We start from the raw sequence: 15,335 nt of genomic DNA on the forward strand, positions 1-15,335 counted from the left end.
CCCGGCGGCTCCTAATCGGCGCCCGGTCCGGAATTCGGCACGCCGAAAACCATCCCGTTCAGGGAACATGCAGTAGAGATTGCCGCCGGTGCGGCTCGAGTTGCTGCCCCAGAACCGTAAGGCCCGTGTGGCAACCCGGAGAACATTACTCATGGGCCCCACCCGTGTCAACCGCCCAGGTGTGGGCGCCCGTAGGGCCTCAGTCCAGGTCGGTGAGGCGGCCGTCGGCGTCCGGCTGGGCCGTCTCCACGCGGCGCAGCAGGCGCGTCAGCATCTCGCCCAGCCGACCCCGCTCCTCGCCGGAGAGGTCCTGGAGGAGCTCCTCCTCGAAGACCGAGGCCATGCGCATCGCCTCCAGCCATTTGGCACGGCCCGCCTCGGTGATGCCGACGATGACGCGCACCCGGTTGTTCTCGTCGCGCTCGCGGGTGACGAGACCCTCCGCGACCATGCGGTCGATGCGGTGGGTCATCGCGGCCGGGGTGAGGCCGAGCCGCTTGGCGAGGTCGCCGGGGCCCATGCGGTAGGGGTCGCCGGCCAGGACGAGTGCCTTGAGGACCTCGAACTCCGCGTTGCTCAGTCCGAGCTCTCCGGTCTGCCGCCCGTAAGCGACGTTCATGCGCCGGTTGAGGCGGCTGAGGGCGGAGACGACCTTCTCCACCTGGGGATCGAGGTCCTGGAACTCGCGCTGGTAGGCCGCGATCTGCTCGTCGAGGCTCGGCTCGCGGGTGCCGGGGGTGTCAGCCATGAGCCGCAGTATGGCACGACTGATTGGCACTAAAGCCCTTTGGTGTGTACTCTTTAGCTTCGAAGTTTACAGTTGAAGTCTTCAGGCTTGGACTGTCCGCCTTGTTCCTTCCCCTTCTCTCGACCTAGGTAGGTGAGTGTGACCACCGCGATGGGCGCAGCGCTGCGCCGGATCCAGCTGGGCAACGCGTTGAGCGCGTTCGGCAACGGCTTCACGGTTCCGTTCCTGTTCATTTATGTCTCTCAGGTGCGGAACCTCGGCGCGAGTACGGCAGGCATCGTGCTCGCGACCTTCGCCGTGGCCGCGCTGATCGTGCTGCCCTTCACCGGTCGGGTCATCGACCGGCGGGGCCCGCTGCCTGTCGCCATCGCCGGTACGGTCTCCGCCGCTATCGGCTCCATGGGGCTCGGCCTGGCCGACAGCCAGTCGCTCGTCGTTGCCGCGGCCGCCGCGCTCGGTGCGGGTATCGCGGTGATCCAGCCCTCGCTGGCCACGATGATCGTGTGGTGCTCGACGCCGGCCACGCGCTCGCGCGCCTTCGCGATGCAGTTCTTCCTGAACAACCTCGGTCTCGGTGTCGGCGGGCTGCTGGGCGGGCAGCTCGTGGACACGTCGGACGCGTCGAGCTTCGTGCGGCTGTTCGCGATCGAGTCCGTGATGTTCCTGGTGCTGGGCGCGGCCATCGCGACCGTGCGCCTGCCGAAGGTGCCCAAGGTCGAGGACGCCGTGCCGACGGACGAGTCGGCCAAGGGCGGCTGGCGATCCCTGGTCGCGGACCGGGCCATGGTGCAGCTGTGTGTGCTGGGCTTCGTGATGTTCTTCGCCTGCTACGGGCAGTTCGAGTCGGGGCTCGCGGCCTTCGCCGTCGAGGTGACCCGGATCTCGCCCGCGACGCTCGGTATCGCGCTCGCGGCGAACACGGCTGCCATCGTTCTGGCGCAGTTCGTGGTGCTGAAGCTGGTCGAGCGGCGGCGCCGGAGCCGGGTGATCGCGCTGGTCGGGCTGATATGGACCGTGGCGTGGGTCGCGGCGGGCGTCTCGGGGCTCGTGCCGGGGGCGCACGGTGTGGCGACCGCGCTGTTGATCTCGACGTACGCGCTCTTCGGCATCGGTGAGTCGATGCTGTCGCCGACGATGGCCCCGCTGGTGGCGGACCTGGCCCCGGCGCGGCTGGTCGGTCAGTACAACTCGGCCTTCGCCCTGGTGAAGCAGCTGGCGCTGGCGGTCGGCCCCGCGGTGGGCGGTCTGATGGCCGGTGGCGGGATGTACGTCGCGTACATCGTGATGCTGGTCGTGTGCTCGCTCGGCATCAGTGCGCTGGCGCTGCGGATGGGACGCCGGCTGACCCTCGCGCAGGAAGTCCCCCTGCGGGTGTCCGCTCCGCGTACCGAGGTCGTGGATGCGGCAGTGGTCGTCGGGGAGACCGATCGGATGCCCGTCTCTGTGTGACGCCTCACCCAGGCAAGCAGCCGCTGTGCATAAATTCGCGGCGCATATATATGGAAGAGCGCCTGTGGTCCGGAAACGTTTCCGGACCACAGGCGCTCTTGTCATGGGTGCCCTGCCGGGAGGGCGAATTCGCACCAGACGGCCTTGCCACCGCCCGGGGTGCGCCGGGAGCCCCAGGACGAGGCGATGGTCGCGATGATCGAGATGCCGCGCCCGGCCTCGTCGGCGGGCTCGGCGCGGCGGCGGCGCGGCAGGTGGTCGTCCCCGTCGGTGACCTCGATGATCAGCCGTCGGTCGGTGCGGCGCAGGCGCAGCCGCATGGGCGGGGTGCCGTGCTGGAGGGAATTGGCGACGAGCTCGCTGGCGGCCAGGACGCCCAGGTCGCGCAGCTCGGTCGGGAAGCGCCAGCTGACCAGGACGCCGGAGGCGAAGGCACGCGCGCGTGGTGCCGCTTCGACGCCGCCGAGCAGTTCGAGGGCGGCGTTGTGGAAGAGCTCGGCGTCGTGGCCGGTGCGGGCGGGGTGCTGGAGGACGAGCATGGCGACGTCGTCGTCGTGCTCGTCGGTCACGCCGAGGGCGCGCATCAGCCGGTCGCACATCACCTGGGGTGAGCCGGTGGCTCCGGCGAAGGCACGCTCCAGGGCCTCGACGCCTTCGTAGATGTCCTCGTTGCGCCGCTCGACGAGGCCGTCCGTATAGAGGACGGCGCTGGCGCCGGGGCCCAGCGGCACCGTGCCGGAGGTGTGCACCCAGCCGCCGGTGCCGAGCGGGGGCCCGGTGGGCTCGGCCGCGCGGCGGACCGTGCCGTCGGGGTCACGCACGAGGATGGGGAGGTGGCCCGCCGAGGCGTAGACGAGGCGGCCCTCGTTGGGGTCGTGGACGGCGTAGACGCAGGTGGCGATCTGTGTCGCGTCGATCTCGGTGGCGAGGCCGTCGAGCAGCTGGAGCACTTCGTGCGGTGGCAGGTCGAGGCGGGCGTAGGCCCGGACGGCCGTGCGGAGCTGGCCCATGACGGCCGCCGCGCGCACGCCGCGGCCCATGACGTCGCCGATGACGAGCGCCGTACGGCCGGCGCCGAGGGTGATGACGTCGTACCAGTCGCCGCCGACCGCGGTGTCCTTGCCGCCGGGCTGATAGGTCGCGGCGACGCGCAGGTCGTCGGGCTGTTCGAGCTCCTGCGGGAGGAGGCTGCGCTGGAGGGTGACCGCGGCTTCGCGCTGTCGGCGCTCGCTCGCGCGCAGCCGCTCGGCCGCCTCGACCTGGTCCGTGACATCGGCGGCGAAGACGAGCACTCCGGGCTGGGTGGCGTCGTGGGGGCCGACCTCGATCGGGGAGCAGGTGAAGGTGTAGTACCCGTGGCGCGCGTCGGTCTCCGTGGCCGTCGGCGTGTCGGCGCCGGTGCCGGCGGGCCGCGCTTCGGCTGTGACACGGCGGGACTTGACCGTACGGGGCCGGCCGCTGCGCAGGACCTGGTCCATCAGCGGGAGCAGGCCGAGCTCGGTCAGTTCGGGGAGGGCCTCGCGGGCGGGCGTGCCGGGGGTGCGGGGGCCGAAGAGGGTGGCGTAGGCGTCGTTGACGTAGGCGAGGCGGTGGTCCGGGCCGTAGACGACGGCGGCGAGGGCGGGGACCTGGCCGAGGATGTCGTGGACGGAGAGACCCGCGAGGCTGGGGACGGGGTCGTCGGGGCCGGGCGGGGCGGACGGTGTGGCCTCGGCGCGGGCGGCCGGCACCGAGCCTGTGGCCGTCGCCGCGGGCACGGGCTGGGGCGCGGCGGCGCGGTCGGCGCGCTCCATGCGTTCGGCGCGTGCGGCGGCCCGGCGTTGCGTTCCTGGGAGTCGGGCGCTCCAGCGGGTGAAGTTCACGGACGGTTACCTCGCGGAGTCGTTCCGGGCCAGCTCGGCGACGTGTCGTGGCTGAGCCGCGCGCCCGGCGCGGGGCCGCGGTTGGCGGTACGGGGGCCTGTCCCCGGGGGAATGCTGCAAACGTCCGAATCCTCGCCGTCGTTACTCTTCGCAGATACGAGCCCACCCATGGTCACACGACCAGTGTGGCCGACGGGACTGACATTCGTCAGACGTCGGCCACCTGTCGGGGAGTTCCCGGCTCCGCCGGGGCGTCGGAAACGGTCTCAACTCGCTTCCGGGTGGCGGCCGGTGTCCGCTGCGAGTTCGAACTCGGCACGCGGGTTCTCCAGCGAGCCGAGCGAGACGATCTCACGCTTGAAGAGACCCGTAAGGGTCCATTCGGCGAGCACGCGCGCCTTCCTGTTGAAGGTCGGGATCCTGCTGAGGTGGTAGGCGCGGTGCATGAACCACGCGGGGTAGCCCTTGAGCTTCTGGCCGTACACCTGCGCGACGCCCTTGTGCAGGCCGAGCGAGGCGACGGAGCCGACGTACTTGTGGGCGTAGTCCTTCAGCGGCTGGTCGCGCAGGGAGGCGAGGACATTCCCGGCGAGCACCTTGGCCTGGCGGACGGCGTGCTGGGCGTTGGGGGCGCACTCCTTGCCGGGCTCCTCGGCCGTGACGTCGGGGACGGCCGCCGCGTCGCCCGCGGCCCACGCGTGTTCGACGCCCGCCACGGTGAGGGCGGCGGTGCACTTGAGGCGGCCGCGTTCGTCGAGCGGGAGGTCCGTGGAGGCGAGGATCGGGTGCGGCTTGACGCCGGCGGTCCAGACGACCGTCCGGGTGGGGAAGCGGGAGCCGTCGCTGAGGACGGCGATCCGGTCCACGCAGGAGTCCAGACGGGTGTCGAGCCGTACGTCGATGTTGCGGCCGCGCAGCTCGCGGAGTGCGTAGCGGCCCATCTCCTCGCCGACCTCGGGGAGGATGCGGCCGGAGGCCTCGACGAGGATGAACTTCAGGTCGTCGGGACGCAGGTTGTGGTAATAGCGGGCGGCGTAGCGGGCCATGTCCTCCAGCTCGGCGAGCGCTTCCACGCCCGCGTAGCCGCCGCCGACGAAGACGAAGGTGAGGGCGGCGTCGCGGACGTCGGGGTCGCGGGTGGAGGAGGCGATGTCCATCTGTTCGAGCACGTGGTTGCGGAGGCCGATGGCCTCCTCGACCGTCTTGAAGCCGATGCCGTGCTCGGCCAGGCCCGGGACCGGGAGGGTGCGGGAGATGGAGCCGGGCGCGAGGACCAGCTCGTCGTAGTGCACCTCGATGGCGCCGGTGGCGTCCTGACGGGTGGCCAGGGTGCTGACGGTCGCGGTCCGCTTGGAGTGGTCGATGGAGGTGGCCTCGCCGATGACGACCTGGCACTTGGGCAGGATGCGACGCAGTGGGACCACGACATGGCGGGGCGAGATGGAGCCGGCCGCGGCCTCGGGGAGGAAGGGCTGGTAGGTCATGTACGGCTCGGGGTCGATCACGATCACGTGCGCCTCGTCCCGCTTGAGCTTTCGCTGGAGCCGGAGAGCTGTGTACATCCCGACGTAGCCACCGCCGACGATCAGAATGCGCGCCGGTTCCTTCACCAGGGCCCCTCCTCGCGATGTCGCCCGGCCCGAGGGGTCCGCGGCCGGGGTGCCGGGTCGTCCCGGCAGGGCACAGCTTCTTCCCATGACGCATCGTCGAAGAGCGTTTGTCCACAGGGCCCCATGAAATGTACGACTGTCGGCGGAGCTGATCCCTCCATGGCCGGGGCCCGTGTCCGGGGAATAAAGGGGCAGGTCAGGGCGAGTGTCGTGGGGTTGTGGGGTGGTGCGGAAACAGGGCGGGTGGGACTCGTACTCCAATCGGGGGCGGCCTGTGCGGAACTACCCCTTCTTTCTTGACCTGGGCTCAACTATGTTCGTACTTCGTCGGGGTGTCAGAGACGTGCTCCGACAGTCAGGGCGGGGAGTCTCCGGGGGGAGACGTCATAACCGGGGGATCACATATGCACATTCAGGGCTCTCATTGGTCGACCGCTGTCGCGTCCGCTGACGCCAACGGCGGCCGGAGCACTCCGCTGCGCGTGGACGCGCAGCGCAACCTCGAACATGTCCTGCGGGCGGCTCGCGAGGTCTTCGGCGAGCTGGGGTACGGGGCGCCGATGGAGGACGTGGCGCGCCGGGCCCGGGTCGGTGTCGGGACGGTCTACCGCCGCTTCCCGAGCAAGGACGTACTGGTACGGCGCATAGCCGAGGAGGAGACGGCCCGGCTGACCGAGCAGGCGCGGACCGCGCTGGGCCAGGAGGACGAGCCGTGGTCGGCCCTCTCCCGGTTCCTGCGCACGTCGGTGGCCTCGGGCGCGGGGCGGCTGCTGCCGCCGCAGGTGCTGCGCGTCGGCGTCGTGGACGGCGAGGAGCAGGTCGAGGCCCGCGTGCCGCAGCAGCGGCAGCCGGGGGCCACCGGGGGCCAGCTGCATGAACTGCGGCTGGTCGAGCAGCGGTCGGCGCCGGTCGTCGAGCGTGAGGACTCGGGCGCTGCGGCGCTGCTGGAGGTCGTCGGGCGGCTGGTGGACCGGGCGCGGGCCGCGGGTCAGCTGCGCGCCGATGTGACGGTGGCCGATGTGCTGCTGGTGATAGCGACGGCCGCGCCCTCGCTGCCGGACGCGGTGCAGCAGGCGGCCGCTTCCTCGCGGCTCCTGGACATCCTCCTGGAGGGGCTCCGGTCCCGGCCGTCGGAGTGATGCCCGCCTGGTCGGCGCGCGGCCGGCGGGTGAGCGTTTTCGTGACGGGCGCGCCCAATGCTCATTGGGCGCGTTCGGAAAATCCTTCCCCGTTCGGGTGGTGGCCACTGCTCCAGGTGTTCCAGGGCGCCCCGGATGAGTGGTTGATGCGTCTGTCGCGGTGGTGACGGCCGACACTGTGCCACGCTTCTACGGTGTTCGGGTGCGCTGGCGTGTACAGGAGCCGCCGCTATGGGCGTTGACGGCCGGGATGAACCACGCGGGAGTGAGGAAGCGGGCTCGCCGCTCTCTCGCCGGATGTCCGGTCGCGGCTCCCCTGACAGCCCGAGCGTGCCTCAGCAGCGTGAGGGCGGTCAGGGCGCCCACACCGATTCCTCGTCGCAGGCGGCGCGGTCCGGCTCGCTGGCCGGGCGGGCGCGGCCGTCGCACGCGCGGCGGTCCGGGTCCCGGGCGTCGCGGGCGCGATCGACCGGCACAGCGCCGGCCGATGCTCAGCCCTCCGGCCTATGGGGTTCCGGGGCGCCCGGACCGGGTGTCCCGGAAGCTCGCGGCGTGGGCTCGGACGCCTCTCTCGGCGAGCGGATCGCCGACGGGGAGCCGATCGAGGAGCCGGTCGCCGACGTGCCGCCGTCCGACATCGAGCTGGTCGCCCGGATGCGGTCCGGCGAGAGCGTGGCGTACGAGGAGCTCTATCGCCGGCACGCGGCGGCGGTGCGGCGGTACGCCCGTAGTTGCTGCCGGGACGACCACACCGCCGAGGACCTCACCAACGAGGTCTTCGCGAGCACCCTGCAGGCCGTGCGGGGCGGCGCGGGGCCCAACTCTGCGGTGCGGGCGTATCTGCTGACGACGGTGCGGCGGGTCGCTGCGGCATGGGCGAGGACCACGCGCCGGGAGCAGCTGATCGAGGACTTCGCGGTCTTCGCCGCGTCTGCGGGGCGGGGGTCCCTGGCGTCGGACGACGACACGCTCGATCTGGGCGCGGACGTGCTGGCGATGCGGGAGGCCGAGCAGTCGCTGGCCGTGCAGGCGTTCCGCAGCCTGCCGGAGCGGTGGCAGACGGTGCTGTGGCACACCACCGTCGAGGACGAGTCGCCCAGCGAGGTCGCGCCGCTGCTCGGGTTGACGGCCAATGCCACGGCGGTGCTCGCGCACCGGGCGCGTGAGGGGCTGAAGCAGGCGTATCTGCAAGCGCATGTGAGTACGTCGCTGACGTCCGGCGGGGCGTGCGCGCGCTATGCGGACCGGCTCGGCGCGTACGCCCGGGGCGGGCTGCGGATGCGGGCCGAGCGGGGGCTGCGCAAGCATCTGGAGGACTGCGCCCGGTGCCGCACGGCGGCGCTGGAGGTCGCCGACGTCAACGCCCGGCTGCGGGCGCTGCTTCCGGTGGCGGTGATCGGGTGGTTCGCCGCCGGGTTCTCCGTCAAGGTGGCCGCGGGGCTGGCCGCCGGGGCGGCCGGTGCCGGTACGGCGGCGGGCGCGGGGGTCGCGGCCGCGGCGGGCTCCGGCGGGAGCGGAAGTGCGGGCGGAGGGGCGGGGAGCGCCGCGGCCGGTGAGGGGCTGGGGGCTCCGGCGAAGGTCGGGATCGCGGCGGGCGCGGTGATCGTGGCCGGTGCCGTTACGGCGTACGCCCTGATGGGCGCTTCCCCCGCGCATCATCACGCGCCGCGGGCCAAGGCTCCGGCCGGGCCAGTGGCCACCGTTCCGCCGGTCGCGCCGGAGCCGGAGCCCGTACGCACGCCGCCGCCCTCCGCCCCCACGTCCGCGACTCCCGTGGTTTCTGCGGCTCCCGTGACTTCTGTGAAGCACACGGCCCCGCCACCGACACCCGAACCGGTGCCGCCGCCCCGGCCCTCGCCACGTCCGACGCCTTCCGCGCCGGAATCCCCCACGCCCTCCCCCGACCCCACGCCGCCACCGGCCCCGCCCGTCACCGAATTCCCGCTCAGCGAGCTGGCGTACGGCGGGGTCGGGGACGGCACGGAACCGGAGGTGCGGCTGTTCGGGAGCAGCTGGCTGTGGCAGCGGTACGGGCTGCGGGCCGGCGGGGTGGAGTATCGCGACGGGGTGAGCATGCGCGCGTCGTCGTCCGTGACCGTCGACCTGAATCGGTCGTGCACGGCGTTCGACGCGCTGGTGGGGGTCGACGACTTGACGCTCGGCTTCGGGGCGGCGCGGTTCTCCGTCTACGGCGACGGCGCGCGGTTGTGGGAGTCGGATGTGGTGCGGGCGGGCGAGGCGGCGGTGCCTGTGCATGTGCCGTTGTCCGGCTACCGGACAGTCCGGCTGGAGGTCGCGCCGGTGGGGGTCATGGATTCGGTGACGGTGGCCGATTGGGCGCGGGCGCGGGTCGCTTGCCGCTAGGGGGTGGCGGGGGTTTTTCCCACCGCCCGCCCTTTCCCTCACCTGGGGTGCGTGCCCCGGGCTCCCGGCTACGGCCCGATTCGCGCCTGCGGCGTGCTTTGTTCCCCTACCCCGCCCCTTCCCGAAACTGGGGCTCCGCCCCAGACCCCGATGTGCGGGCCAGTTGGCCGCCTGCGGCGGGGGCGGCCTGCGGCCGCGTCCTCAAACGCCGGCCGGGCTAAAAGAAAAGAACGCCGCACCCCGAAACCGCACGGAACTCACCTCACAGACTAGGTCGCGGAACCACTCCGGCGACCGCCTGTTGGCGAGGGGCCGCGGCGCCCGTCCAGCAGGTGCCGCGGCGGGCCAGCAGGCGGCGTAGCCAGACCTCGGTGGAGACGAGTTCCGCTAGGCCGTCGAGTGGCAGGGCCCGGCCGTCCGCCGCCGCGTGCAGGGCGGCTCGTACGACCCTGGCCTCGACGAGGCCGGCGTCGGCGAGCAGGGGTGCGTCGAAGAGGTCCAGCAGCTGTCCCGCGGACGCGCGGAGGCCGGCGCGTGCGGCCGCCGCGTGCGAGGCGTGCGAGGTGGCGCCCCAGCCCGGGGGGAGTTCGCGGACGCCGGAGCCCGCCAGGACGGCGCGCAGCACGGACGCGCGCGCCCCCGGCTGCACCCGGAGCGCCTCGGGGAGGGCCCGGCAGGCGCGTACGACCTGGTTGTCGAGGAAGGGGGCGTGGAGGCGCTGGCTGCGGACCTCGGCGGCCTGCTCGAAGATGCGGTGGTCCGCCGCGTGGCGGGCGAGGGCGGCGGCGGCGCGCCGTTCGCCGGGGCGCTGGAGGAGTCCTCTGGGGCGGACGGCGGCGGCCTGGAGGCGAACCGATACTTCGGCGAGGGCCTCGCCCGTGAGCCAGCGCGCGGCGGGGCCGGGTCTGCACCAGGTGAGGGCGGCGAGCGAGGCGTCGACCGCACCGCCGGGCCCGGGCGGCGGCGTGTCCACGGGGTCGCTCAGCGCCGGGAAGTCGAGCGCCAGGAGCTGCCCTGCGGCTGCTTCCAGGCCCTCCCGGTAGGACGTACGGGCCAGTCGGCGCGCGGCGCGGTAGACGGTGAAGGGGACGAACAGGGACTGCTTGGCCGGCCCGTCGGCGCGCGCGAGGGCGGAGACGGGCCGCATCAGATGGCGGCGCCGGCGGTCCATCAACAGGTCGGCCAGGCGCGCCGGATGGGCGTCCAGGACCTGGCGGGCGCCGTACCCGACGAGGTGGTCGGCGCTGCCCGCGGACAGCCACCGGCGGTGCCGTCCGGCGGTGACGAGGGAGGGCCCGGGTTCGTCGGTGAGCGGGCCGCCGCCCAGATCGGCGTACGGGAGGGCCTCCTCGCCCCCGGCGACGACGACGTGACGCAGCCGGGGGTCGGCGGCGAGGGCGCGGGCGCGGTCGAGTTCGGCCTCGTGGGCCCGGCTGCCGCCCGCGGCGAGGTCGTTGAAGGTGACGGCGAGGAGGCGTTCGCCCGCGCCGTTGCCGGAGTGCATGCCGGCGACGCCCGGGAGACCGGCGGCGAGCAGCGCGAGGGTGGCGGAGGCGCTGCCTCCGGAGAGGTCGGCGCCGATGCCGGGCGCCGGTCCGCCGCGTGCGGCGCGGCGCTGCGCGGGCCCCATGCCGGGCACGGGGCCGGGGTCGAGGTGACCGTAGCCGCCCTCCGGCGCGTGGCGGGGTGCCGCGAGCCGGGCCCGTACGGCTTCGACCAGGGCGTCCCGTACGCCCTCGACGGCTTCCTCCACGGCGAGTTGGGGCGCGGCGACGGCGAGCGAGGCGGTGGGTTCGTAGCCCGTGATCTCGCGGGCGCCGTCGCGCAGCACCAGCGCGTGTCCGGGCGGCACGCGCCGTACGCCCATATAGGGCGTGCCGTCGCCGATGGCCTCCGGGGAGTCGGGGCAGGCGAGCAGGGCGGCGAGGTGGCCGACGTCGAGCTGGGCCTCGATGAGGTCGGCGAGGGGCAGCGCGGCGGTGGCGTAGGCGGTGCCCCCGGCCCAGGAGGTGTGGAAGACGGGCCGGGCACCGGCCAGGTCGCCCGCGACGGTGATGCGCCGGCCCACCTGGGCGACGGCGGTGTAGCTGCCGGACCAGGCCGTCAGGTGGCGCAGGGCGCCGCCGCGGGCCGCGATCAGCCCGGTCCGCAGCTCGCCGTCGGTGGCGCCGCAGCGGCCGAACACGGCGAGCCGGGTGACGGCGTCGGCCTGGACGACGCGGACCTCGTCCGGGCGCCAGTCGCCGACGGCCCACAGGGGCGCGGGGTCGCCCCACAGCAGCTGGGCGCCGACCGGGTGGACGGTGGGGGCGTCGAGGTGGTCCGGGCCGCTGTCGTCGTAGTCCGGCGCGGCGCGCGGACCGGTCCCTGAGGCGGTGCTGCTCCACCCCACCAACCAGCGCATTGCCGCCTCCACAGGCTGTGGACAACCAACGGGTGCCGTCTTCGTGCACAGCGGGCCGACGACGACAACGAAGAAGGCGACACACCGGTCACGCCTGCGGGCCTCAACTCGCCTTGCGGCAGCGTGAGGTGTCGGGTCGTCATGCCCATTGCAGTGACCATGCTGTCACGACTGGGGGCAGAGGAACCCGACGTGTACGCGCGTGGCGCGTTGCGGGGAGATGACGGCAGCGTGGCCCGGCGATCCGGGCGGCGAGAACCGGCCAATCTCCGGGCGCCCGCGGGAAGGGGCGCGTTCGCGTAATGCTTCGACCGGCAAGTGCCGGACGCCCGGCCGGAGTTCGCGGGACGCTCCGGTGGACATGCGCATGTCCGGGAGGCGTTCGACCGCCTCCCGGACCGCTCCGCCGCCCGCGGGGAATGAGGCGGCGGCTCCCCCAGCCCACTGGATCCAGTGCAGCGGGCCAACCCACGCGCCTTCCATGGAAGCGCTCCCCGGATGGCCCGGACAGAGCGCACAGTGGGCGCACAGCCACACACAACCGGAGCACGTGCCCCTCGATGCACGCGCGCACGGACCTGAATCCCGCCATCCGGGACAGCACCTCTTAACGGTCGGGATGCGGGGAACTACGCTGGGTTTACGAATGCCTCGTGCCTATGCCGGGGCGGGCGTCGCTGTTGCCGAGGGGTGCGCATGTCCAGGGAGCCACGCGGGCCGAACGAGAAGCTCGGCACTGTCCTCGTCCTCGCCGGTATCAGCAACGCCGGTCTCGCGCGAAGGGTCAACGACCTCGGTGCGCAGCGCGGATTGACACTTCGCTACGACAAGACGTCCGTGGCCCGCTGGGTCTCCAAGGGCATGGTCCCGCAGGGTGCGGCCCCCCATCTGATCGCCGCGGCGATCGCCGGGAAGCTCGGCCGGCCGGTGCCGCTGCACGAGATCGGCCTCGCCGACGCCGACCCCGCGCCCGAGGTGGGGCTCGCCTTTCCGCGCGATGTCGGCCAGGCGGTGCGCTCCGCGACGGAGCTCTACCGGCTGGATTTCGCCGGTCGCCGCGGGGGCGGCGGCATCTGGCAGAGCCTGGCCGGATCCTTCTCCGTCAGCGCCTATGCCACGCCCGCGTCACGATGGCTGATAACCCCCGCCGACGGCTCGGTCGCCCGCGAGGCCCACCAGGCGGCCCGGGAGACCGAGAACGGCGGCTCCGAGGGCGGTCCGGTGCAGCGCGTGGGCCACAGCGACGTGACCAAGCTGCGGGAGGCGGCGGACGACGCCCGGCGATGGGACTCCAAATACGGCGGGGGCGACTGGCGTTCGTCGATGGTCCCCGAGTGCCTGCGGGTCGACGCGGCGCCCCTGCTGCTCGGTTCGTACACCGACGAGGTCGGCCGGTCGCTGTTCGGCGCCACGGCCGAACTGACCCGGCTCGCCGGGTGGATGGCCTTCGACACCGGCCAGCAGGAGGCCGCGCAGCGCTACTACATCCAGGCGCTGCGGCTGGCCCGCGCGGCCGCCGACGTGCCGCTCGGCGGCTATGTGCTGGCCTCGATGAGCCTCCAGGCGACCTACCGCGGCTTCGCCGACGAGGGCGTGGACCTCGCGCAGGCCGCGCTGGAGCGCAATCGCGGCCTGGCCACCGCCCGCACGATGAGCTTCTTCCGCCTCGTCGAGGCACGGGCCCAGGCCAAGGCCGGCGACGCTCCCGCCTGCGGCGCCGCGCTCAAGGCCGCCGAGGGCTGGCTGGAGCGGGCGCGCACGGGCGACCCCGACCCCTCCTGGCTGGACTTCTACACCCAGGAGCGGTTCGCGGCCGACGCCGCCGAGTGCTACCGCGACCTGCGGATGCCACGGCAGGTGCAGCGCTTCACGGAGCAGGCGCTGTCGCGTCCGACGGAGGAGTTCGTCCGGTCGCACGGCCTGCGGCTGGTGGTGTCGGCGGTCGCCGAGCTGGAGTCGGGCAATCTGGACGCGGCGTGCGCGGCAGGCACGCGCGCGGTGGAGGTCGCGGGGCGGATCTCCTCGGCGCGCACGACGGAGTACGTACGTGATCTGCTGCACCGCCTGGAGCCGTACGGGGACGAGCCGCGGGTGGTCGAGCTCCGGGAGCGGGCGCGGCCGCTGCTGGTGGCGCATGGGTGAGCCGCGGGCGTAGATAGCGAAAGGAGGGCGCCGGAAGCGGACCCTCCACTTCCCTTCCGGACTTCTGTCCTTTCCGCCCAACTCGGCACGTTTTCCCCACCTGTGATCATCTCGGCCGGGTCCCCGGGCTGACCTCGGGTTTCGACCCGTTGTCAGTGGCGCAGGTCATGATGGGGGCGTGGGTGAGGCGCTGAAGGTTGCCGGGTGCTCGGTCGCGGGTGTCCGGTCGGCGCGGGGAGGTGACGTGGTGAGGGCGTACGACTGCGATGTGCTGGTGGTCGGGGGCGGGATCGTGGGCCTGTCGACGGCGTATGCGATCACGCGCGCCGCACCGGGCACGCGCGTCATGGTGCTGGAGAAGGAACCGGGGCCCGCGCTCCATCAGACCGGGCACAACAGCGGCGTGATCCACAGCGGGATCTACTACCGCCCCGGCTCGCTCAAGGCGCGGTTCGCGGTGCGGGGCGCGGCGGAGATGGTGAAGTTCTGCGCGGAGTACGACCTGCCGTGCGAGGTCACCGGCAAGCTGATCGTCGCCACGGAGCGCGCGGAGCTGCCCCGGCTGCACGCCCTGGTCCAGCGCGGCCGGGAGAACGGCATCCCGGTGCGGGAGCTGGGCCCCGCCCAGATCACGGAGTACGAGCCGCATGTGCGGGGCCTGGGCGCCATCCACGTCGGCACGACGGGCGTCTGCGACTACGGCGCGGTGGCCCGCCGCCTGGCCGGCCTCGCGGAGGACGCCGGCGCCCGCGTGCGGTACGGCGCCCGCGTCGAGGCCATCGGGCGGCGGGGCCCGGCGGTCGCGGTCCGTACGGCGCTGGGCGAGGTGCTGCGCGCCCGCGCGCTGGTCAACTGCGCCGGGCTGCACAGCGACGCGGTCGCCCGGCTGGCGGGCGACGACCCGGGCATGCGGATCATCCCCTTCCGCGGGGAGTTCTGGGAGCTGGCCCCGGCCCGCGCCGGCCTGGTGCGCGGCCTCGTCTATCCGGTGCCGGACCCGGCGTTCCCCTTCCTGGGCGTCCATCTCACCCGGGGCATCGACGGCGGCGTCCACGTCGGACCGAACGCGGTGCCCGCCCTCGCCCGCGAGGGCTACGGCCGCGCGACCGTACGGCCCGGCGAGCTGGCCGCGACCGTCGCGTACCCCGGCTCCTGGCACCTGGCCCGCCGCCACTGGCGCTACGGCGCGGGCGAGGTGCGCCGCTCCCTCTCCAAGCGCGCCTTCACCGAAGCGGTGCGCCGCCTGCTCCCCGACGTGACCGCGGACGACCTGATACCGGCCCCCGCGGGCGTACGGGCCCAGGCGATCCTGCGGGACGGCACGCTGGTCGACGACTTCCTCATCACGGAGTCACCCGGCATGATCCACGTCCTGAACGCCCCGTCCCCGGCGGCGACGGCGTCTCTCCCGATCGGGAGAGAGGTGGCACGGAGGGTATTGGCGGGGTTGGGGTGAGGGTCGTGGGGCCCGGGGTACGCATCCAGCCCGTCGGGCGCTTTTCCGGGTTCGCGTTCAGCCCGTCCGGCGCTTGAGGACAACGCGGCGAAGCCGTGTTGCGTGGTCGGGGGGCGAAGCCCCGGTTTCGGGGTACGCAAATCCAGCCCGTCCGGCGCTTG

10 protein-coding genes are annotated in these 15,335 nt (G+C 73.3%); 5 read left to right on the forward strand and 5 right to left on the reverse strand.

Annotated features, from left to right (window positions below):
- Window positions 1-199: 199 nt before the first annotated feature.
- Entirely contained in the window at window positions 200-748 is a 549-nt protein-coding gene (locus ACFY1P_RS24180; protein ID WP_361535718.1) for a MarR family transcriptional regulator, read from the reverse strand.
- 138 nt (window positions 749-886) lie between these two features.
- On the opposite strand from ACFY1P_RS24180, the gene ACFY1P_RS24185 reads away from it, so the two are divergent.
- Window positions 887-2,197, forward strand: coding sequence for an MFS transporter (locus ACFY1P_RS24185; RefSeq protein ID WP_390751912.1), 1,311 nt, complete (start codon window positions 887-889; stop codon window positions 2,195-2,197).
- 101 nt (window positions 2,198-2,298) lie between these two features.
- On the opposite strand, the gene ACFY1P_RS24190 is transcribed toward ACFY1P_RS24185, so the two are convergent.
- Complete coding sequence (locus ACFY1P_RS24190; protein ID WP_361527443.1) at window positions 2,299-4,059, reverse strand: SpoIIE family protein phosphatase; 1,761 nt, start codon at window positions 4,057-4,059, stop codon at window positions 2,299-2,301.
- Between the two features lie 266 nt (window positions 4,060-4,325).
- Window positions 4,326-5,621, reverse strand: a complete 1,296-nt coding sequence (locus ACFY1P_RS24195) for an NAD(P)/FAD-dependent oxidoreductase (RefSeq protein ID WP_390751913.1) — start codon at window positions 5,619-5,621, stop codon at window positions 4,326-4,328.
- 452 nt (window positions 5,622-6,073) lie between these two features.
- Here ACFY1P_RS24195 and ACFY1P_RS24200 point away from each other — a divergent pair, with 452 nt between their 5' ends.
- Window positions 6,074-6,808 carry a helix-turn-helix domain-containing protein gene (locus ACFY1P_RS24200; RefSeq protein ID WP_361527439.1) on the forward strand — a complete coding sequence of 245 codons (735 nt, stop codon included), beginning with the start codon at window positions 6,074-6,076 and terminating at the stop codon, window positions 6,806-6,808.
- Between the two features lie 353 nt (window positions 6,809-7,161).
- Here ACFY1P_RS24200 and ACFY1P_RS24205 read toward each other — a convergent pair whose 3' ends face one another.
- Window positions 7,162-7,284, reverse strand: a complete 123-nt coding sequence (locus ACFY1P_RS24205) for a hypothetical protein (protein WP_390751862.1) — start codon at window positions 7,282-7,284, stop codon at window positions 7,162-7,164.
- A 76-nt stretch (window positions 7,285-7,360) separates the two neighbouring features.
- On the opposite strand from ACFY1P_RS24205, the gene ACFY1P_RS24210 reads away from it, so the two are divergent.
- Window positions 7,361-9,172 (forward strand): sigma-70 family RNA polymerase sigma factor, encoded by a 1,812-nt coding sequence (locus tag ACFY1P_RS24210; RefSeq protein ID WP_390751863.1) that lies wholly within the window; start codon window positions 7,361-7,363, stop codon window positions 9,170-9,172.
- Between the two features lie 262 nt (window positions 9,173-9,434).
- Here the strand turns inward: ACFY1P_RS24210 and ACFY1P_RS24215 are convergent, their stop codons facing one another.
- A complete protein-coding gene (locus ACFY1P_RS24215; RefSeq protein ID WP_390751864.1) occupies window positions 9,435-11,576 on the reverse strand; it encodes an asparagine synthase-related protein in 2,142 nt (713 codons plus the stop codon).
- Window positions 11,577-12,272: 696 nt separating this feature from the next.
- On the opposite strand from ACFY1P_RS24215, the gene ACFY1P_RS24220 reads away from it, so the two are divergent.
- Both ACFY1P_RS24220 and lhgO read left to right on the forward strand, forming a co-directional pair.
- Window positions 12,273-13,718 carry an MFS transporter gene (locus ACFY1P_RS24220; RefSeq protein WP_361527435.1) on the forward strand — a complete coding sequence of 482 codons (1,446 nt, stop codon included), beginning with the start codon at window positions 12,273-12,275 and terminating at the stop codon, window positions 13,716-13,718.
- 247 nt (window positions 13,719-13,965) lie between these two features.
- Window positions 13,966-15,174: an L-2-hydroxyglutarate oxidase gene (lhgO, locus tag ACFY1P_RS24225; RefSeq protein WP_361527449.1), complete on the forward strand. Its 1,209-nt coding sequence runs from the start codon at window positions 13,966-13,968 to the stop codon at window positions 15,172-15,174.
- The last annotated feature ends 161 nt before the right edge of the window (window positions 15,175-15,335 follow it).

Source organism: Streptomyces sp. NPDC001407 (assembly GCF_042895325.1).
In the GTDB taxonomy this organism is placed as follows: Bacteria; Actinomycetota; Actinomycetes; order Streptomycetales; family Streptomycetaceae; genus Streptomyces.

Coding starts and splice junctions, on each gene's coding strand:
- ACFY1P_RS24195 (WP_390751913.1), bottom strand. CDS start 5,621: ATGTACACAGCTCTCCGGCTCCAGCGAAAGCTCAAGCGGGACGAGGCG.
- ACFY1P_RS24220 (WP_361527435.1), top strand. CDS start 12,273: ATGTCCAGGGAGCCACGCGGGCCGAACGAGAAGCTCGGCACTGTCCTC.
- ACFY1P_RS24180 (WP_361535718.1), bottom strand. CDS start 748: ATGGCTGACACCCCCGGCACCCGCGAGCCGAGCCTCGACGAGCAGATC.
- ACFY1P_RS24200 (WP_361527439.1), top strand. CDS start 6,074: ATGCACATTCAGGGCTCTCATTGGTCGACCGCTGTCGCGTCCGCTGAC.
- ACFY1P_RS24215 (WP_390751864.1), bottom strand. CDS start 11,576: ATGCGCTGGTTGGTGGGGTGGAGCAGCACCGCCTCAGGGACCGGTCCG.